Genomic DNA, 19,192 nt, shown 5'->3' on the forward strand with positions numbered 1-19,192 from the left:
CGGAACCCTCGATGATCGAGGATCCCGGTGCTCTGATGCGTGCGGTGCGGAGGTCAGGACTCCTGGGCGGGGGCTGCCTGCTCGCCGCCGTTGCCACCGCGCCCACGGCCACGGCCGCCACGCGAGCGACGACGACGCGGACGACCGCTGCCCTCGGCCGAGCCCTCTGCGCTGCGCTGCTCGGTGCCGTGCTGCTCGGTGCCCGCGGCCTGGCCGGAGCCGGACTCGGGGCCCGTGGTCTCGGTGGCCACGACCTCGCCGTTCACCCGGCGGGTGCGCGACCGCGAACGCTTGCGACGGGGACGCTCGGTGGGATTGACGGTGGTCTCCGAGAGCACCTCGTCGTCACCGCTGCGGTCCTCGTCACGGCCGCGGCGGTCGTCACGCCCGCGCCCACGGCCACCGCGCTCGTCGCGGTCACCGCGTCCACGGCCACCGCGCTCGCCGCGGCCTCCACGATCCTCACGGCCGGCACGGGCCGGCTCGCGGCCGCCCAGGTCCTCGAGCTTCTCCGCGCCCAGGCCCGCGCGGGTGCGCTCGGCCTTCGGCAGGGTGCCCTTGACGCCCTCGGGGATGTCGAGATCGCTGAACAGGTGCTCCGAGGTGGAGTAGGTCTCCACGGCCTCGGTGGACTCCAGTCCCAGCTGGCGGGCGATGAGGGCCCAGCGAGCCAGGTCCTCCCAGTCCACGAAGGTGATCGCGGTGCCCTTCTTGCCCGCGCGGCCGGTGCGGCCGGTGCGGTGCAGGTACGTCTTGTCGTCGTCCGGGCAGTTCCAGTTGATCACGTGGGTGACGTCGTCCACGTCGATGCCGCGAGCCGCGACATCCGTGGCCACCAGCACGTCGATCTTGCCGTTGCGGAAGGCCCGCAGGGCCTGCTCACGGGCGCCCTGACCCAGGTCGCCGTGCAGTGGGGCCGCTGCGAAACCGCGCGAGGCGAGATCCTCGGCGACCTTGTCGGCCTGCCGCTTGGTGCGCATGAACACGATCGTCAGACCGCGGCCACGGGCCTGCAGCACCCGGGCCATCACCTCGATCTTGTCGAGCTGATGGGCGCGGTACACGACCTGCTTGATGTCCGCCTTGGTGCGGGACAGATCACCCGGGTCATGGGCCCGGATATGGGTGGGCTGGACCATGAAGCGGCGGGCCAGGGCCAGGATCGGCCCCGGCATGGTCGCCGAGAACAGCATGGTCTGGCGCTGCGTGGGCACAGCGCTCAGCAGCTTCTCGATGTCCTCGAGGAAGCCCAGGTCCAGCATCTCGTCGGCCTCGTCCAGCACCGCGACCCGCACCTCGGAGAGGTCCAGGTACTTCTGGCGCATCAGGTCGATCAGGCGGCCGGGAGTGCCCACCACCACCTCGACGCCCCGGGTGAGGGCCTCGATCTGCGGCTCGTAGGCGCGACCGCCGTACACGGTGAGGATCCGCACCGGGCGCTTCGCGGAGGCGTCCTGGAGGTCCTCGGCCACCTGCACCGCGAGCTCGCGGGTGGGCAGCACCACGAGGGCCTGAGGCTTGCCGGTCTGTCGGCCCTTGGGGTCGTCCTCACCGGGCGCCACCACCGACTGCAGCAGCGGGATGCCGAAGCCCAGGGTCTTGCCGGTACCGGTCTTGGCCTGGCCGATGATGTCGCGACCGCGCAGGGCGACCGGCAGGGTCATCGACTGGATCGGGAAGGGATGGATGATCCCCTTGGAGGACAGGGCCTCGATGATGTCGGGGCGGACGTCGAAGTCCGCGAACGTCTGCTCGGGGATCGGGTCCGTCGGGGTGCCGGAGCTCTGCTCGACGGCGGGGGAGGCCGACACGGCCTCATCGGTGTGCGGGGTGGTATCAGGCACCGTTCAACTCTCTTGTCATGGATATGCCCTGCCATGGTAGCCCGCGGCGGGTCCCCACCCGGGGGAACCCCCGGGAACGACGACGTGGAGGTGTGTCAGCCCACGCCGCCGTCGCTGCCCTCGGGCAGGGGGACCGACGGATCAGTCGGGGTGACGCGCTCCTCGTCCGGCAGGCCCTCGCCGGGTTCGATCTCCAGATCGGTGGGTGTCGGGGTGGGCGGTGTCTCGGCGTCCACGGGCACCTCGAGTGCCGGGGGCTCCGTGGGCATCTGGTCGCGCTGGATCGAGATCGACACCAGGCCCAGCCCGCCCATCACGATGTCGTCGTAGGCGACCAGGCGCTTGGTCTCGGCGTCGAAGTACAGCAGGCGGGCGGTGAGGTCCAGCGGTTCCCCGCCGTCCAGCACGGGCCGCACCCCACCGGAGCCGAGGGCGCCGCCGGTGGAGCCCACCACCATCCAGTCCGTGCCCGAGCCGTCGCGGTCCAGCTCCACCGAGGAGGAGTGCATATGGCCCGAGAGCACCAGCGGCACCCGGCCCTCCAGGCCCTCCGGCTGGGTGGGATCGTGGACCAGGGCCAGGTCCACGGTGGCCTCGGGGTTTTCCGCATCGTGGGCGGTGATGGTCTCGCCCAGCTGGAACACGGAGGCCTGCACCGCTGCGTCGCCCTCGCGCCAGCCGCCGGCGTCGGAGTCGTCGTCGGCCGCGAAGCGGGGATCGCCCACGCCGGCGATCCGCAGGCCCGCGACCTCCACGATCTCGTTCTCCAGCACGATGCCGTTGGGCTGAGCGGCGACCGTCGCTGCGGTCACGGCACTGTCATGGTTGCCGGTGATGTACACGTACGGCAGGTCCAGCTGCCCGATGGCGCCCAGGATCTCGTGCTCGAACGGGGTGCCCCAGGAGACGATGTCACCGGTGTCGATCACCGCGTCGATCTCGAACTGGGCATCCAGCTGCTCGATCACGTCGAAGGCCTGCGGGTTGTCGTGGATGTCCGAGACGTGCAGCACGGTGATGACGTCCCCGGAGCCGAGGCCCGGGCTCAGCGAGTCCGCAGCGATGTACAGCGCCGAGACCTGCCCCACGAACTCCGCGAGCGTGTCGCGATAGCCGGTGTAGTCCGCCAGCGTGCCCTGCCCGATATCGGCCACGTAGGCGGCCTGGGACAGCAGCCCGTCGAACCGAGGCTGGTACAGCGCCTCCGGGCGGAAGGTCAGGGACACCACGCCCACCGAGGCCGCCACCACCCCGGCCGTGCTGCCGGCGGCCAGCAGGGAGCGACGCACCCGGCGGAAGGTCAGGCCCACCGCGAGACCGGCACCGACCGCCGCGAACAGGGCGTTGAGCGCCGCGTTCAGCGCGGCCGCGCCGGTGAGGTCCTCCGGCACCGTGCGGGTGAGCTCGGCGCGGGCATCAGCGGAGTACAGCAGCGTCTCCGCCTGCGCGATGTCCACGCCCTGCACCCGCGCCTCCACCCGGACCGGCGCGAGGTGGGTGTCGAAGGACACCTCACCCACCGGGGGCAGCAGGATCACCGTCTCGGACTGCAGCGACGGCCGCAGATGCACCGTCGCCTTCAGCGGGCCGACGTCCACCGTGGTCGCCGGCACCAGCAGCACCCCCAGGATCGCCCCCAGGACGGCTACCACCGTGGTGGCGGTGACGTGGGCGATCCGGGCACGGCGCAGCCGTCGACGCCGCCGTGTGGGCGCATCGTCGACGGGATCCTCGAGGGTGTCGCTGGGCACAGGGGAGAGGTGCGGGAGGGTCAGCCCAGGAAGCCGACCCGGCGGGGCTCCTCGGTGGAGATCTCCGCGTAGGCCACCTTCGCCCCGGGGATCAGCACGCTGCGGCCCTTCACGTCACGCAGCGTGACGGGGGTGCCCTCGGCCACCGCGGTGGTGAGGGTCTCGAGCAGGGCGGCGTGGTCCTGCTCGGCGTCGTCCGTCTCGATCACGATCTCGCGGGGGGAATGCTGGATGCCGATGCGAATCTCCATGGGCCGGAGTCTAGCCGTCGGCGCTGACCGATGACGCGCCGTCCGAGGGGGAGACCGTACCTGCCACGGACGGGTCGGTCAGGGGCTCGAAAGCGGTCAACCCGCGCACCGCGAGCATCGCGGCGGTGTCCAGGATCTGCTCGTGCTCCTGCTCCGGAGCGGTGTGCATCATCGATGCGGTGCTCTGGGTCAGCGAGATCATCGCGCGTCCGATCACGCGCGCCTGGGCGTCGGTCATGTGACGGGCCGCGAGCAGCACCGAGGCCAGCCGCACCGCCGTCTCGTCCAGCACCGCGGTCACCCGTGCGCTCACCTCGTCGGAGACGTGCTCGTGCCCCGTGAAGAGGCGGAGGGCGGCTTGAGCGGTGACCAACTGGTAGAAGCCGCGCATCCCCTCCCGCACCCGCTCCATCGTGGCGCCATCGAAGGCGGCGAGGCCCTGCACGCCCTCGATCAAGCGCTGACCGGTGATCTGCACGACCTCGTCGTACAGCTCCTCCTTGGAGGTGAAGTGCTGGTAAAGCACAGGTTTGGTGACCCCGGCCGCCGAGGCGATGTCGTCCATCGACGTGGCGTGGAAGCCGTTCTCGGTGAACAGGGGGATCGCCGTCTCCAGAAGCTGGGTGCGACGCTGGTCGCGCGGCATCCGTGCCGTGGGTGACATGGCAGTGACCTCCGAGTCCGCGTGTCGAGCCATGCGTGTGATGCACGGCACCTGAGTAGTGGGCGGCCACTGTACCCGCGTCCGATCGTCAGGACCGTGAGGTGCAATGGGGTCATGCAGAGCATTCGCGGTCACGGCGGTCCCGATGGTACGGGGGGTCGTCCACCGACCCTCCTGGGCCCCGACCCGGAGGCGGTCCCAGCAGTGCTGGACCGCTCCCGGCTCGATGCCGACCAGACTCGCGCACTGGAAGCCCTCACCGCCGGTGCCCACGTGATCGCCCATGGCGGCACCGCCGGCGGTCGCACAGCCCTCGCCCTGACCGCAGCGTCCCTGGCTGCTGCGGGTGCCCCGCACGCCGATCGCGACGTGCTGCTGATCGCCCCCCGCCGCACCGCCGCGGCCCGCCTACGGGACGCACTGGCCGTCCACGGAGCCCCGGGTGTGCGGGTGATGACCCCGCCGGCACTGGGGTACGCGATCCTGCGCTCCCATGCCCTCGCCGCGGGCCGCGGCGAACCCACCCTGGTCACCGGCGCCGAGCAGGACCTCCTGCTGGCCGACCTCATCGCCGACCGCACGCACTGGCACCTCGAGGTGGAGCCCGCCGCCCGCACGCTCCCCGGCTTCCGCACCGAGCTGCGGGACCTCCTCACCCGCGCCGCCGAGCTGGGACTGGGGCCCGCGGGCCTCGAGCGTCTCGGCATCGAGCACGACCGTCCTGCCTGGCGCGACGCCGCCGCCGTGATGCGGGACTACCTCGGGGTGCTTGACCTCGAGTCGGTCGCCGCCCTGGATGCCGGCCCCCGGTTGGACTCCGGCGCCCTGGTGCGCCGCGCCGCCGCCCTGGTGGCCACCGGGGAGGTGCCACCCCCGGGGCGGGCGGTCGTGGTGGACGACGCTCAGGACCTCACCGCCGCCGGCGTCGCCATGGTGGCGGCCCTCGCCGCCGCGGGGGCTGCGGTCCTGGCCGTCAGCTGCCCCGACGCCGCCGTGGACACCTTCCGCGGTGCCCTGCCCGATGCCGCCGCCCGGCTCCGAGAGCAGCTGTCCGGGCCCGTGGAGGAGGTGGTCCTCACCGGGGCCCACGGCATCGACCCCCGGCTCGGTCGCGCGGTCGACGCCCTGCGGGGCAGGCTCCCCCTGGCCGGCGCCCCCGCAGCGACCAGGCGCCGGCCACCGGCCCGCTCCGCGGACGCCGCCGAGGGAGGGATGCACGCGCTGCGGGCCTCGAGCCGCACCCAGGAGGCCCACCTCATCGCCTCCGCCCTGCGGGACCTTCACCACCGGGCCCGCATCCCCTACGACCAGATGGCCGTGGTGTGCCGCTCCGGCGCGGCCGTCGAGGAGGTGGCGGACCTCCTCACCCGCACCGGCCTGCCCGTCCGTGCCCCGCGCAGGCCCCGGCCGCTGCGGGAGGAGCCCGTGGTCCAGGACCTGCTCACCATCGTCGAGATCGGCGTCACCGGCCTCGAGCAGCTGGACCCTGTCCTCGCGGCAGCCCTGCTGCACGGCCCCTTCGGCGATGCCGATGCGATGCGGCTGCGTCGGATCCGCCGCCAGCTGCTGCGCGCCGTCCCCGAGGACCAGCAGGGCATCAGCAGCCAGGAGCTCCTGGCCAGGGCCCTGCTGGACGCGGACGTGCCCGGCCTGCCCGCCCCCGAGGCGCAGGGGCGCACCGCCGCTCCCGTGCACCGCATCCGGGACATGATCGCCGCGGCCCGCACGCACCGCCACGGGACGGCCGCCGAGGCGCTGTGGGCAGCATGGGAGGCCTCGGGCCTGGCCGGGGGATGGCGTGCGGCCGCCCTCGGAGTCCGGCACGGGGCCGACGGGGCCCGGGCCCGCCTCGCGGGGAGCCGACTGGACACCCTGATGGACCTCTTCGCCGCCGCCGAGCGCCTGGCCGACCGTCGCCCCGGCGCCGGGGCGCTCGAGCTGATCGAGCAGGTGCGCGCCCAGGCCGTCGTCGAGGACACCCTCGCCCCCGCCGCCGTCGCCCGCGGCAGCGTCGACGTCCTCACCCCCGCCCAGATCGCCGGTGAGCACAGGGACGTGGTGGTGCTGGCCCGGCTGCAGGAAGGGGTATGGCCCGACCTGCGCCTGCGCTCCACCCTCCTGGGTGCCGCCGAGCTGTCCCTGATCGCCGGAGGGCGCGCCGGGTTCCAGCTGCCCCGCGACCCGGAGTCCCTGCGGGCCGTCCAGCGCGAGCAGGTCATCGCCGATGAGCTGCGGCTGGCCGTGAGCGCCCTCGCACGGGCCCGCAGCCGGGTCCTGGTCACCGCAGTCGAGGACGACGACGCGGCCCCCTCGGCCCTTTTCGAGGCGCTCGAGGCACTGGCCGACGGCGACTGGCTGGACACCGCAGCCCTGCGCAGCGACCCCGGACCAGCCCCCGATGCGCGCCGCCTGGTCGCCTCCCTGCGGAGGGACCTGCGCGAGGGCGAGGACAGCAGCAGCGAGGACGCCGCACTGGCCCTGGCCGCCCTGGCCCGGGAAGGAGCCCCCGGGGCCAGGCCCGAGGACTGGTACCACCAGCATCCCTCCTCCACCGCCCCCCTCCAGCAGGAGGGCGCCCCGATCGGGCTCTCGCCCTCCGCCCTCGAACGCGCTCACGACTGCCCCCAGTCGTGGCTGATGGAGCGCTCCGGCGGGACTCGGGGATCGGGCCCCGCCCAGAGCATCGGCACCGCCCTGCACCGCCTGGCCCAGGACCATCCGCAGGGCGGACCGGACCTTCTGGCCCAGCTGCACACCCTGCTGCGCGGCATGCCCGGGGCCGACACCTGGTCCGGGCGACGGCGCCTGCAGCGTGCCGAGGACGCCGCCCAGCTGCTGGCCGACCATCTCGCCGGCTCCCCGCCACCGCTCGCCGTCGAGGCCCCCTTCGAGGTGGAGCTCGGCCCCGTGCGGCTGCGAGGGACGGTGGACCGCATCGAGGGGGACCAGGGCACTATACGGGTGGTGGACCTCAAGACCGGTCGGGTCGCGAAGACCGCGAAGGCCACCGAGCAGGACCTCCAGCTCGCCGCCTACCAGGCCGCCGTGCGGGAGGGCGCGCTCACCGAGCAGATCGGCCCTGATGCCCCGCAGCGACTGGCCGGGGCCCAACTGGTCCACGTCGGCACCGGGGGTCACAAGGCCGCTGTGCGCACCCAGCAGGCCCTCACCCACGCCGAGGACCCGGCCTGGTTCGACACCGTGGTGCGCACGGTCGCCGCCGAGGTGTCCGGCCCCCGCGTCACCGCCCGCCGCAATGCGCACTGCACCCGGTGCGCGGTCCGCTCGGCGTGCGCCCTGCAACCGGAAGGAGCCCAGCTGTGACCCCTGTCCTCTCCGCGCAGCGGCTCGCCGCCATGCTGGAGCAGCCCCCGCCCACCGCCGAGCAGGCGGCCGTCATCGAGGCGCCCCTGGCGCCGATGCTGGTGGTCGCCGGTGCCGGCTCCGGCAAGACCGAGACCATGGCCTCGCGCGTGGTGTGGCTGATCGCCAACGGGCACGTGCAGCCCCGCCAGGTGCTGGGTCTGACCTTCACCCGCAAGGCCGCGCACGAGCTGTCCGCCCGGATCTCCGCGCGCCTGGGGACCCTCGCCGAGGCGCTGCGCGCCGAGGGGCTGCCGCTCCCTGCGGGCCTCGAGCGTGGGGGCGATGACCTGGTGGGCCAGCGCCCCGTGGTCCATACCTACAACGGCTTCGCCCTGGACCTGGTGCGCGAGCACGCGCTCGCCGTCGGCGTGGACCCCGAGCTCACCATGATGTCCACCTCCGCCTCCTGGCAGCTCGCCCACAGCATCGTCGAGGGCTGGGACGACACCCTGGACGTCGAGGCATCCCCGGCCACCCTCACCGCGGCCCTCATCTCCCTGACCTCCTCCCTTGCCGACCACCTCGTCACCCCGGCGCAGCTGCGGGAGCACCTCCAGCAGATCCACGACCACCTCTCCCAGATCCCCCTGCAGGTCGAGGGCCGCCGCCGCACCACACCCAAGAAGGTCGCCGGGGTGCTGGAAGCGATCGAGGTGCGCCTGGCGCTGATCCCACTGCTGGAGCACTTCGCCGCTCTGAGGCGGGAGCAGGGGGCGCTGGACTTCGCCGACCAGGTCTCCCTGGCCGCCCGCATCGCCCGCGAGGTCCCCGCCGCCGGCCGGCTCGCGCGCCGCCTGCACCGCGTGGTGCTGCTGGACGAGTTCCAGGACACCTCCGTGGCCCAGCTGCGCATGCTCACCGACCTGTTCGGTCCCGGCCACGCCGCCTGCGCGGTGGGTGACCCCCAGCAGGCCATCTACGGGTGGCGCGGGGCCTCCGCCGCGTCCCTGGCCGGCTTCGCCGAGGCCTTCGCCACCGAGCAGGTCCCCGTCGCCCAGCGCAGCCTGTCCACCTCATGGCGCAACGACCAGGCGGTCCTCGAGGTCGCCAACCGGCTTGCCGCGCCCCTGCGGGAGGCAGGGGAGGGCATCACCATCCCCCAGCTCGAGGCACGGCCCGGGGCAGGGGAGGGCGCTGTGGAGATCTGCGAGGCCTCCGATGAGCGCACCGAGGCCCGTGCCGTGGCCGAGTGGATCCTGCGTCGACGCGGCGAGGCCCCCGAGGACCAGACCCCCACGGCCGCGGTCCTGGTGCGGGCCCGCCGCCAGATCCCCGCCCTGGTCGAGGGCCTCGAACAGGCCGGCCTCACGGTCGAGGTGGTGGGCCTGGGCGGCCTGCTGCACCGTCCCGCGGTCGCCGATGTGCGCGCACTCCTGCAATGTGCCCACGACCCCTCCCGCGGGGACGCCCTGATGCGCCTGCTCACCGGCCCGAGGTTCCGGCTGGGTGCCCGCGACATCGCCGTGCTGGGCCGGTGGCGCGACCGCCTTGCTCCCGGCCGTCGCACCGGCGAGGACGAGGCCGAGCAGGTGTCCCTCGTGGACGCCGTGGACGACCTCCCTCCCGAGGACTGGACCGACCCCGAGGGGCGCGGGCTCAGCCCCGTGGGCCGCGAGCGCCTGCTGCGCCTCCAGCAGCTGCTGCGCCGTATCCGGCGCCTGCTTCCGCTGCCCCTGCCCGATCTGATCACCGCCGCCGTGCACGCCCTCGAGGTGGATCTCGCGCTCCTGGAACAGGGCGATCAGGGGCGGGGCCTGGCAGACCTCGAGGCCCTGCGGGACCACGCCACCTCCTTCGAGCGCACCGCCCGTACGGCGGGCCTGGCCGCCTACCTGGACCTGCTGGAGATCAGCGAGGACGAGGAAGCCGGCCTGGCGGTCACCGCTGCGCCGGAGCACACCCGCGACCCCGACGCCGTGACCGTGGTGACCATGCACTCCGCCAAGGGCCTGGAATGGGACCTGGTGGCCGTCGCCGGCCTCACCGAGGGCACCGTCCCCTCCTACGACCTGCGCCGCGCCCGCACCGACGAGGAGGGCAGGGTACGGGTGGCCGCCAGCGGATGGCTGGGCCCGACCGCCTCCGCATCGGTGCCCACCGCCCTGCGGGGCGATGCCGACACCCTCCCGGAACTGGCCTGGGCCCAGGCCGACACCCAGGTGGACGCCGAGGGGCTGATCGAGCAGTTCCACTTCGACCAGGGGGAGGAGTCACTGCGCGAGGACCGCCGCCTGATGTACGTGGCCGTCACCCGGGCTCGGCGCAGGCTGCTGCTCAGCAGTGCCGCCTGGCGCATGGGCCTGGCCACGGCCCGACCCCGCTCCCGCTACCTCGCCGAGGTGACGCCCCTGGTGCCGGAGCAGTTCCGGCAGCGACAGGAGGTACCCGAGGAGAACCCCCTGGACTCGGTGCTCGAACAGGTCTCCTGGCCACCCGCACCCGGACCGGCCGAGCAGCAGCGGGACCGCGCCGAGATGCTGCTGCGCGCCGCCGAGCGGGGGGAGACGGGGGAGCAAGTGCGCGATCCTGCTCTCGCCGAGCTCGTACGACGCACCCTCGCGGACCTTGAGGAGCAGCGCTCACGCCCCGCGGTGCACGCTCCACCGCGACTGTCCGCCTCCCAGGTGGTGCGGCAGGCGCAGGACCCGGTCGCCGCCGCACAGGACCTGCTGCGGCCACTGCCGCGCCGCCCCTCGGCCGCGGCGCGACGCGGCACCGCCTTCCATGCGTGGCTGGAGAGCCGCTACGACGGTGCCGCCCTGCTGGACCTCGAGGACCTCGCCGAGCTCTCCGCCGACCAGGACGGTGGGATCGACAGCGACCCCGCGCTCGAGGACGCGGCGGCGCTGCGGGAGGCCTTCGCCGCCTCGCCGTGGGCGCAGCGGACCCCGATCGCGGTGGAGCAGCCGGTGCTCACGCGGGTCGGTGGCATCGCTGTGCGCGGCATCATCGACGCCGTGTTCGCCGACCCCGAGGGCAGTGTCCCCGGCGACGAGGACCACGGCGTGATCATCGTGGACTGGAAGACGGGCCGCACCCCGGCGCCCGCGCGGCTGCGGGACATGGCCCTGCAGCTGTCGCTGTACCGGCTGGCCTGGCACGAGCGCACCGGCATGCCGTTGGGGCGGATCCGCACCGCCTTCCACTTCGTGGCCGACGGCACCACCCATGAGGTGCGCCGTCACCCCTCGGCGCAGGCGATCGCCCGGATGCTCACAGGCAGCTGAGCAGGGTCCGGGGGGCCTGGGCGGGGTCGTTCAGTCGGACGCCTGGCCCTGCAGGCCCTCGTAGGTGCGCTCTGCCTCCTCGCGGGCCAGCTGGGCGAGGTCGCGGTGCAGGTCCTCGATCATGCCGCGCGCGTCGGAGACGATCACCTCGTCACCCGAGTCCAGGCCGTGCAGCAGCCACTCCAGCACCGCGAACTCGCCGAGGGCCTGCGCCCGCTCCACCAGCCGCGGATGGCTTGCGGTGGGCAGCTCCTCCCGGTAAGCGGCGTACAGCTCGTCGAAGCGCTCCGGATCCAGGGTGGAGATCAGCCACGCCAGGTCGGAGGCAGGATCAGCCACCTTCGCCGCGGACCAGTCCTGCACCGCGCTGATGCGCCCCCCGGAGCAGAACAGGTTCTCCTCGCTCATGTCACCGTGCACGAACTGCGGGGTGAAGTCCCACAGCTCCTCGTCGGCCAGCAGGTGCTCCCAGCGCTGGGCGACAGCCGCCGGCAGATGGTCGGTGGACAGGGCCCGCTGCAGCTGCTCGGAGTGCTGGGCCCGCAGCGCAGGCGCCGTGAACGACTCCACGCCGGCCGCCTCCGCCGCGTAGCGGGGGACGGTGTGGATGCGCGCGATCACCGCGCCCAGGGAGCGGGCCAGGGCCGTCGAGCCCGCGAGCTCGTCCAGCATCAGGGGGTGGCCCGCAGGGGCCTGGGCGATCACGGCCCGGCCGCCCTCGGGCAGCTTCACGAAGCCCAGCACGGGCGGGATCACGCCACGCAGCGGCGAGCCGGTGAGGGCATCGGCCACGCGCAGGTCCTTCTCCAGGCGCACACCGGCGGCGGTCGAGGCGGGGGATGACACCACCACGCGGCGGTCGTCCTCACCGACCACCCCGGCCACGTCGAGATCCTCCGCCGGGGTGGCGATCGGCGCGGTGCGCACGGGCACCAGCCCGGGGACCGCGGCCGCGGCGAGTGCTGCGAGGGAGTAGGAGTTGCGATGCACGGACCCACCGTACCCGCAGAGGCTCCCTGTTCCCCGTAGGCTTCGAGCATGGCGAGACTTCGTGGACCGCACCTGCGCACCCCCCTGACTCTGCTCGAATCCGACCGCGATGCCCTGCTGCGCTCGCAGCCCGAGGTGCTCGCTGCCGGCGAGGACGCCCGCTACCTGGTCACTCGGGCAGGTGCTGCTGCGGTGACCGAGTCCGAGGACGGCACGGTGGGCCTGCTGCTCGAGCGGGAGGACCCCCGTGCCGGCACCCACCAGCCACTGGTGTTCCTGGGCCGCCGGGACGGACTGCGGGTGCTCGCCGTGGAGATCCCCGAGCCCAGCCCGGAGCTGGACGACCCCGGCAGGGACCTGCGCGACCTGCGCCACGTCGCCGACCAGCTGGTCCCCGCCGACGCGGACCTGGCCCTGGCTGCCGTGGCCATGGGCTCCTGGCACCGGTCGATGCGCCACTGCACCTCGTGCGGGCAGCTGCTGGAGGCCGAGCAGGCCGGCTGGGTGCTGCGCTGCCGGGAGGACGGCAGTGAGCACTTCCCCCGCACCGACCCCGCCGTGATCATGGGGGTGCGTGATGACCAGGACCGTCTGCTGCTGGCCCGCAACGCCCACTTCCGGGGCCGCTTCCACTCGGTGCTCGCCGGGTTCGTGGAACCGGGGGAGACCCTCGAGGGAGCGGTGGTGCGGGAGGTCGCCGAGGAGGTCGGGGTGGCGGTCACGGCCGTCGAGTACGTGGGCAGCCAGCCCTGGCCGTTCCCGCGCTCGCTGATGCTGGGCTACCGGGCCTGGGCCGACGGCTCCCCGGCCTTGGTGCTGCAGGAGGACGAGATCGCCGAGGCCCGCTGGTTCACCCGCGATGAGCTGCGCGCCGAGGTCGAGGCCGGCACCGTCGAGCTGCCGGGCGGTTCGTCCCTGGGACGCGCGCTGATCGACGACTGGTTGGGGACGGACGCTGATCCGTCACAGGGCGCTGGCACACTGGGGGACGATGACCGACCAGCCCGCCTCCGCCCCTGACCCCACTGCGACCGCAGAGCCCGCTGCGCCCGCCGGCCCCAAGAGCGCCGAGGACATCCTCGCCGCGCTCGATCCCGAGCAGCGCGAGGTGGCCAGCAGCTTCGGCACGCCCCTGTGCGTGCTCGCCGGTGCCGGCACCGGCAAGACCCGCGCCATCACCCACCGCATCGCGTACGGGGTGGCCACCGGGCAGCTCAATCCCCGGCACGTGCTCGCGGTGACTTTCACCTCGAAGGCCGCCGCCGAGATGCGCTCGCGGCTGCGGGACCTGGGAGTGCCCGCGGTGCAGGCCCGCACCTTCCACTCCGCGGCCCTGCGGCAGCTGCGTCATTTCTGGCCGCGCGTGGTGGGCGGGCCGATGCCCGAGATCATGCCCAACAAGTTCGCCGGCGTGGGGGATGCCTGCCGTCGCCTGCACATGAGCGTGGACCGTGCGGCACTGCGCGACATCGTCGCCGAGGTGGAGTGGTCCCGGGTCACCATGCTCACCCCGGAGACCTACCCCGAGGCCGCCGCGAAGGCCCGCCGCCCCGGGGTGGCCGGCTTCGACTCCCGCTCCATCGCCCGCATCCTCACCCAGTACGAGGAGGTCAAGAAGGAGCGCGGGGTGATCGACTTCGAGGACGTGCTGCTGCACATGGTGGGCTTCCTCAGCGAACGCGCGGACGTGGCCCGCGAGGTGCGCGGGCAGTACAAGCACTTCGTGGTGGACGAGTACCAGGACGTCTCCGCCCTCCAGCACGCCCTGCTGCGGCTGTGGCTGGGCACCTCCGACGACCTCTGCGTGGTGGGAGATGCCGCCCAGACCATCTACACCTTCGCCGGCGCCCGCGCCTCCTACCTGCTGGACTTCCCCCGCGAGTTCAAGCGGGCCCACACCATCCGCCTGGAGCGCAACTACCGCTCCACCCCGCAGATCGTGAAGATGGCCAACACGGTGCTGGACGGCGCCCAGGGCCGCACCCGTCAGCACCGCCTCACCCTGGTCGCCCAGCGCGGCGACGGCCCGCCGCCGCTGATCGAGTCCTTCCCGGACGACCCGGCCGAGGCCGAGGGCGTTGCCGCCCGTATCGCCGAGCTGGTCGAGAGCGGGCGCTCCGCCGCGGACTGCGCGGTGCTGTTCCGCACCAACAGCCAGTCCGAGGCCTTCGAGCAGGCGCTGACCGCCCGCGGCATCGGCTACCTGGTGCGCGGCGGGGAACGGTTCTTCGAGCGCCAGGAGGTGCGTCGGGCGATGGTGTCGCTGCGCGCCGCAGCCCGGGTGGAGGAGGCCGAGCCGCTGCAGGCCGTGCGGGACGTACTCTCCCAGCAGGGCTGGCGTCCTGAGCCGCCGGAGACCACCGGTGCCGTGCGGGACCGCTGGGACTCACTGAACGCCCTGGTGGGCCTGGCCGAGACCGTGCTGGCACGGCCCGGTGCCGGGATCGTCGAGGTGGTGCGGGAGCTCGAGGAGCGCGCCGAGGCGCAGTCGGCCCCGGTGGTGGACGGCGTCACCCTGGCCTCCGTTCACGCCGCCAAGGGCCTGGAGTGGCCGGTGGTGTTCGTGGTGGGTGCCAGCGACGGCCTGCTGCCGATCTCCATGGCCAAGACCCCGGCCGAGGTGGAGGAGGAGCGGCGCCTGTTCTACGTGGCCCTCACCCGGGCCCGCGACCTGCTCACCGTCACCTGGTCCGCGGCCCGTACCCCGGGTGCACGGGGCTCGCGCAAGCCCTCGCGGTTCCTGGACGGGGTGCTGGACCATCCCACCACCCGCGGCGGGGGAGCAGGGGCGAGCCCGCGCCGCACCGGTCGGCGAAGCGCCACCGTGTACACCGAGTGCCGGGTGTGCGGCGAGGCACTCGTGGGCACCCGTGAGCAGCGCATCGGCAGGCACGCCGGTTGCCCGCCGACGGCGAGCGAGCAGGTGGTGGACCAGCTGCGCGCCTGGCGCCTGGAGACCGCCCGCGCCGCCAGCGCCCCGGCCTTCACGGTGTTCACCGACGCCACCCTCGAAGCGATCGCCGAGCGGATGCCCCGCACCGAGCGCGAGCTGCTGGCCGTCCCGGGCATCGGTGCGGCGAAGCTGGAAAAGTACGGTCAGGCCGTTCTGGAAGTCCTCGCCCAGGCCCCGAAGAAGGACTGAAACCGCAGGTCAAAAAAAGATGTGTGGATCTGCAGGGGGCATGTAGACTCCACTTGTCAATCGTCCACGTCGTGGTCCGGGACACCGGGGCATGCGCACAGAGAGGAGGTGTCGCCATGATCGTCAGCAATCTTCCAGCGGTCGGCAGCGCCCTCCTTCGCGCGCCCTTTCCGCTGCGCCTGCGGGGCTATGCCCCGGCGGTGTCGTCGCTAAGCTGACGAGGCTTCTCGCCTCGCAGTGAGGGCGGCACCGGCGCCTCCCTCCCTTCGCCCTCACGGGCCGTTCACGACGATCTTCGAAGCAGCGAGACGATGACTTCTCTTTCCACCCTTGCCGGCCTGCTGCCGGCCATCCCCCCTCACGGTCCTGCGGCGACCACCCTGCCCTGCCACGACGCGGAGTCCGCCGACCTGTTCTTCGCCGAGCGCCCTGCCGAGCTGGAGCAGGCCAAGGCCCTGTGCGCCGCCTGCCCCCTGCGCGAGGCGTGCCTGGAGGGCGCCCTCGAGCGCGGTGAGCCCTGGGGCGTGTGGGGCGGCGAAATATTCGAGGCCGGCCACGTCATCGCCGTGAAGCGAGGACGGGGCCGGCCCCGGAAGAGCGCCGCATGAGCGGCGCGGGCTCGGTAGGCGATCAGGCCTTGCCGAGGATGCGGTTGAGCTTGGTGCCGCACTCGGGGCACACGGCCTTGGCCATGCGGCGGCCGTTGGAGACGACCACGTTCCCCTCGGCCTCGCGCTTCTCGCGGCACTTCACGCAGTAGAACTCTCCGGCGTAGGTCTCGTCTGCCATATCGGCTCCTCGTTCTTATTGTCGGGTTCTTCCTGTCGGCTCACTGTAGCGCCGTGCCTGGGACGGAACGAGTCGAGAATGGATCTCATGCCGGGCGGGGCGGCGCACGCTTCGGGCTGGGGGGCTCCCGCGGGGAGCCGAGGAAGTGCGTGCGCCGCACCGGCGGCAGGGGCCCGGACAGCCTTCATAGGGCCTCTCAGGCCGTGGAACCCCGGGGGCGCTCAGCACCACGCGCACCTTCCCCGTGTGCGTCCTGCTAGTTATCCCGGGGCTCCACGTTCAGGGAAACCTAGCCCCTCGGAGCAGCGCGGGTCAAAGCGGTCCAGGGGATGCGATGTGGACAAGTGCCCGACTTCTGTGGACAGGGGGTGCACGACGGTGGGGGCACTGTGGAGGAACCTCGGTATCCACCTAGCCTAAGGCTGTGACCAGCGGTGATGCTGTACACAGGATGTGGAGCAAAAACTTGGTGCGGATCCGTGCGACGCTGATCGCATGCCCGTTCCGACCCCCCATCCCGGCGTCACCGGCCCCCGTGGCGAGCAGGTGCTGGTGCGCCGCTCCGCCCGCCGGCGCCGCTCCGTGTCCATCACCCGCCGCGACGGCGACCTGGTGGTGTCGATCCCCGCATCCATGAGCCGCCGCGAGGAGGGCCAGTGGGTACGGCGCATGATCGAGCAGCTGGCCCGCAAGGAGCAGCGCGCCATGGGGCCGCGGCGCAGCGACGCGCACCTCGTGGCCCGCGCGGCAGAGCTCAGTGAGCTGTACCTCGATTCCCGTGCCCAGCCCACATCGGTGCAGTGGTCCACCCGGCAGCAGCGGCGCTGGGGATCCTGCACGCCCACCGAGGGTAGCATCCGGCTCTCCACCCGGCTGCAGGGCATGCCCGGTTGGGTGGTGGACTCGGTGTTGGTGCACGAACTGGTGCACCTGCTGGTACCCGGCCACGGCCCGGACTTCCAGGCACTGATGGACCGCTACCCGCAGGCGCAGCGGGCCCGCGGCTTCCTCGAGGGCGTGGCCTGGGAGCAGGACCTGCCCTCGTCCGAGGGTGAGGTGGACGCGGACTAGAGCCGCGCCATCCAGTCGCCCAGCAGCGCCAGGTTCCCTGGGAGGTCCTCGACGGTGCCCTCGGGCAAGGCATCCAACGGTGCCCAGGTCACCTCGGGTGATTCCTCGCTGGGGCGCAGCGGCACCTGGGCGGCGGGCAGGGGAGCGCGCAGCAGGTACTGCACGTCCCAGTGGGCCCGGCACGATCCGAAGGCCGCCGAAAGGTCATGTTGGTGCAGCACGGCGGGGCCATCGCCCACGCGCTCCAGGTCCGTCAGTCCGGTCTCCTCGGCCACTTCACGGCGGGTGGCCGCCTCGAAGCTCATCTCGCCGTCCTCGAGGTGGCCGCCGGGCTGCACCCAGAACTGTCCCTTGCGGTGCCACACCAGGGCCACGTGCTCGCCCGGGGCGTCAACCACGATCGCGCTCGCGGTCAGGTGCACGGGGCCGCCGTCGCGGTACAGCGCCCGCGGGTCCTGCTGCAGCAGGTCCTCGAACTCGCGGGCGATCTGCTCGCCGGTGGCGCCGTTGTGCGCGGCCCGCAGCTGTGCCAGGGCCGGCTCGGGCGGGACGCTCATGCGGGGCGGTCCCCGGGGTCGTCATCCTCGCCGTCGCCGTCGCCGTCGCCGTCGCCGTCGCCGTCGCCGTCGCCGTCGCGCAGCCCGCCCTGTCCGTCCTCACGGGGCGCGTCCTCCTGGCCCTCACCGGCCAGCAGCTTCTGAAGCTCCGCATCGAAGTCGGTGGGGATCTCCACCTCCGGCAGGGACTCGTCGTCCCCGGCCTCGGGTCGCGGGGCCTGGGGACGGCCGGAGAGCACCTCGGCGCTGGGCAGCAGATCGGGGTGCTCCCACTTCGCCTCGCGACCGGCCTTGCCCTCGGTGGCCAGCACGCTGTCCCACCAGGCCAGGGCCTCCCGCACCCGCCGGGGCCGTAGCTCGATGCCCACGGTGCGGGCCAGCATCTCCTCGGCCGGGCTGCCGGTGGCGCGGCGCCGGCGCAGCACCTCCCGCATCGCCTCCAGCTGCGGCAGCTTGCCCTCCAGGGCCTTGGTGGTCACGTGGTCCACCCACGCCTCCACCAGGGCCAGCGTGGTGGCCAGCTCCTCCAGGGCCCGCTCCTGGGCCGCGCGCCGGGTGAACACGAACATGTCCTCGGGGCGGCGGGCCTGCAGCGCCTCAGGATCGGAGAGGTCCAGCCCCCGCACCATCTCGTCCAGGGCGTCCAGGTCCAGGGTGATACCGCGGGCGTAGTCCTCGATCGCCGAGAACAGGGCCTTGCCCAGCCAGGGGTGAGCCGCGAACAGGGCCGCGTGGGCGATCTCGCGGGCGGCCAGGAAGATCCGGGCCGCGGGCGCATCCAGCTGCTGGGAGGAGATCAGGTCCTCCACATTGGCTGCCACCAGTGCAGGTGCACCGTCGGGTCCCAGCGGCAGCGACAGGTCGGTGGTCCCGGACACCTCGCGGGCCAGGGAGCCGATCGCGTGTCCGAACTGCACCCCGAACATGGTGCCGCCGAAGCGCTCCATCATCGCGGCAGGGTCCCCGGGGATCGGCATCGGGCTCTCACCCATCTGTCCCAGCTGCGCGGCGATCGCCTCACCGATCGCGCCGGCCATGTACTTGGCCACCGGCTCCACGGTGGACTTCCAGCGCGGCAGGGTCCGGTACAGCCACGTGCCGCGGCTGAGCACGCCCAGCTCCTGGGTGGCCACGTCGATGGCCAGCACAGGGTCCAGCCACAGCCGTGCCACTTGCGCGGCCTCGCGCAGCTGAGCGGTCTGTGCGTCGGTGGGACTCGGATCGCCCGGCGTGCCCGAGGGGGCGGGGGCACCGGGCAGCTGTGCCTGACCGGCGGCGGTGCGGCGCGCCACGTCCTCGGCAAGGGTCCAGTTCACCGACCCCTCGCCCTGACCGGAGAACATGTGCTGCATCTGCGCCGCCGCGGCCCGCAGCTGCGCCGGGTCCTGCGGCAGGTTCGCCTGCTGCGCCAGGGCCGACAGGTCCAGCCCCTCCAGGGCCTCCTCGGGGATCGCACCCCCGAAGGCCTCCTGCAGGAAGCGCTTGAGGGCCTCCTCGTCCATACCGCCGGGTCCACCCGACATCGGGTTCTCGCTCATGG

Annotated in this window: 14 protein-coding genes; 6 read left to right on the forward strand and 8 right to left on the reverse strand. The window is 73.2% G+C overall.

The genetic code is table 11. The features are described from left to right. Nucleotides 1–53: 53 nt before the first annotated feature. The 4 genes from JOD52_RS04425 to JOD52_RS04440 form a co-directional block, all read right to left on the reverse strand. Complete coding sequence (locus JOD52_RS04425; protein WP_017822678.1) at nucleotides 54–1,844, reverse strand: DEAD/DEAH box helicase; 1,791 nt, start codon at nucleotides 1,842–1,844, stop codon at nucleotides 54–56. 95 nt (nucleotides 1,845–1,939) lie between these two features. Continuing rightward, nucleotides 1,940–3,595 carry a metallophosphoesterase family protein gene (locus JOD52_RS04430; RefSeq protein WP_017822677.1) on the reverse strand — a complete coding sequence of 552 codons (1,656 nt, stop codon included), beginning with the start codon at nucleotides 3,593–3,595 and terminating at the stop codon, nucleotides 1,940–1,942. A gap of 20 nt (nucleotides 3,596–3,615) precedes the next feature. Next, entirely contained in the window at nucleotides 3,616–3,846 is a 231-nt protein-coding gene (locus JOD52_RS04435; protein ID WP_017822676.1) for a DUF3107 domain-containing protein, read from the reverse strand. A 10-nt stretch (nucleotides 3,847–3,856) separates the two neighbouring features. Next, nucleotides 3,857–4,510, reverse strand: coding sequence for a TetR/AcrR family transcriptional regulator (locus JOD52_RS04440; RefSeq protein WP_017822675.1), 654 nt, complete (start codon nucleotides 4,508–4,510; stop codon nucleotides 3,857–3,859). Nucleotides 4,511–4,624: 114 nt separating this feature from the next. Between JOD52_RS04440 and JOD52_RS04445 the strand changes: the two genes are divergently transcribed. Both JOD52_RS04445 and JOD52_RS04450 read left to right on the forward strand, forming a co-directional pair. Continuing rightward, on the forward strand, nucleotides 4,625–7,834 hold the full coding sequence (locus JOD52_RS04445; RefSeq protein ID WP_239551789.1) for a PD-(D/E)XK nuclease family protein: 3,210 nt from the start codon (nucleotides 4,625–4,627) through the stop codon (nucleotides 7,832–7,834). Continuing rightward, the gene (locus JOD52_RS04450) at nucleotides 7,831–11,103 is read left to right on the forward strand and encodes an ATP-dependent DNA helicase (RefSeq protein WP_017822673.1); all 3,273 of its coding nucleotides are present in this window, start codon (nucleotides 7,831–7,833) and stop codon (nucleotides 11,101–11,103) included. Before JOD52_RS04445 ends, JOD52_RS04450 begins: the two co-directional genes overlap by 4 nt. Before the next feature lie 30 nt (nucleotides 11,104–11,133). Here JOD52_RS04450 and JOD52_RS04455 read toward each other — a convergent pair whose 3' ends face one another. Continuing rightward, nucleotides 11,134–12,093 (reverse strand): phosphotransferase, encoded by a 960-nt coding sequence (locus JOD52_RS04455; protein WP_017822672.1) that lies wholly within the window; start codon nucleotides 12,091–12,093, stop codon nucleotides 11,134–11,136. A gap of 48 nt (nucleotides 12,094–12,141) precedes the next feature. On the opposite strand from JOD52_RS04455, the gene nudC reads away from it, so the two are divergent. The 3 genes from nudC to JOD52_RS04470 all read left to right on the forward strand — a co-directional run bounded on the left by nudC (nucleotide 12,142) and on the right by JOD52_RS04470 (nucleotide 15,843). Further along, complete coding sequence (gene nudC, locus JOD52_RS04460; RefSeq protein WP_204408892.1) at nucleotides 12,142–13,113, forward strand: NAD(+) diphosphatase; 972 nt, start codon at nucleotides 12,142–12,144, stop codon at nucleotides 13,111–13,113. Next, a complete protein-coding gene (locus JOD52_RS04465; protein ID WP_204408893.1) occupies nucleotides 13,085–15,235 on the forward strand; it encodes an ATP-dependent DNA helicase UvrD2 in 2,151 nt (716 codons plus the stop codon). The genes nudC and JOD52_RS04465 overlap by 29 nt, the downstream gene beginning before the upstream one ends. 311 nt (nucleotides 15,236–15,546) lie before the next feature. Then, nucleotides 15,547–15,843: a WhiB family transcriptional regulator gene (locus JOD52_RS04470; protein ID WP_017822669.1), complete on the forward strand. Its 297-nt coding sequence runs from the start codon at nucleotides 15,547–15,549 to the stop codon at nucleotides 15,841–15,843. A 22-nt stretch (nucleotides 15,844–15,865) separates the two neighbouring features. Here the strand turns inward: JOD52_RS04470 and JOD52_RS04475 are convergent, their stop codons facing one another. Continuing rightward, nucleotides 15,866–16,024: a DUF5679 domain-containing protein gene (locus tag JOD52_RS04475; protein ID WP_010551122.1), complete on the reverse strand. Its 159-nt coding sequence runs from the start codon at nucleotides 16,022–16,024 to the stop codon at nucleotides 15,866–15,868. A gap of 495 nt (nucleotides 16,025–16,519) precedes the next feature. Between JOD52_RS04475 and JOD52_RS04480 the strand changes: the two genes are divergently transcribed. Next, the gene (locus JOD52_RS04480; RefSeq protein ID WP_204408894.1) at nucleotides 16,520–17,095 is read left to right on the forward strand and encodes a M48 metallopeptidase family protein; all 576 of its coding nucleotides are present in this window, start codon (nucleotides 16,520–16,522) and stop codon (nucleotides 17,093–17,095) included. Here the strand turns inward: JOD52_RS04480 and JOD52_RS04485 are convergent. Next, the gene (locus tag JOD52_RS04485; RefSeq protein WP_204408895.1) at nucleotides 17,092–17,652 is read right to left on the reverse strand and encodes an NUDIX hydrolase; all 561 of its coding nucleotides are present in this window, start codon (nucleotides 17,650–17,652) and stop codon (nucleotides 17,092–17,094) included. The two genes, JOD52_RS04480 and JOD52_RS04485, sit on opposite strands and share 4 nt — an antisense overlap. Further along, nucleotides 17,649–19,190, reverse strand: a complete 1,542-nt coding sequence (locus JOD52_RS04490; protein WP_239551790.1) for a zinc-dependent metalloprotease — start codon at nucleotides 19,188–19,190, stop codon at nucleotides 17,649–17,651. Before JOD52_RS04490 ends, JOD52_RS04485 begins: the two co-directional genes overlap by 4 nt. Between the last annotated feature and the right edge of the window lie 2 nt (nucleotides 19,191–19,192).

The sequence above is a fragment of the Brachybacterium muris genome (genome assembly GCF_016907455.1).
Taxonomy (GTDB): Bacteria; Actinomycetota; Actinomycetes; order Actinomycetales; family Dermabacteraceae; genus Brachybacterium; species Brachybacterium muris.

Bases quoted from the DNA above. Each gene is read 5' to 3' on its own strand.
- JOD52_RS04435 (WP_017822676.1), bottom strand. From the start codon at position 3,846: ATGGAGATTCGCATCGGCATCCAGCATTCCCCCCGCGAGATCGTGATC.
- JOD52_RS04440 (WP_017822675.1), bottom strand. From the start codon at position 4,510: ATGTCACCCACGGCACGGATGCCGCGCGACCAGCGTCGCACCCAGCTT.
- JOD52_RS04445 (WP_239551789.1), top strand. From the start codon at position 4,625: ATGCAGAGCATTCGCGGTCACGGCGGTCCCGATGGTACGGGGGGTCGT.
- nudC (WP_204408892.1), top strand. From the start codon at position 12,142: ATGGCGAGACTTCGTGGACCGCACCTGCGCACCCCCCTGACTCTGCTC.
- JOD52_RS04465 (WP_204408893.1), top strand. From the start codon at position 13,085: ATGACCGACCAGCCCGCCTCCGCCCCTGACCCCACTGCGACCGCAGAG.
- JOD52_RS04470 (WP_017822669.1), top strand. From the start codon at position 15,547: ATGACTTCTCTTTCCACCCTTGCCGGCCTGCTGCCGGCCATCCCCCCT.
- JOD52_RS04475 (WP_010551122.1), bottom strand. From the start codon at position 16,024: ATGGCAGACGAGACCTACGCCGGAGAGTTCTACTGCGTGAAGTGCCGC.
- JOD52_RS04480 (WP_204408894.1), top strand. From the start codon at position 16,520: ATGCCCGTTCCGACCCCCCATCCCGGCGTCACCGGCCCCCGTGGCGAG.
- JOD52_RS04485 (WP_204408895.1), bottom strand. From the start codon at position 17,652: ATGAGCGTCCCGCCCGAGCCGGCCCTGGCACAGCTGCGGGCCGCGCAC.
- JOD52_RS04490 (WP_239551790.1), bottom strand. From the start codon at position 19,190: ATGAGCGAGAACCCGATGTCGGGTGGACCCGGCGGTATGGACGAGGAG.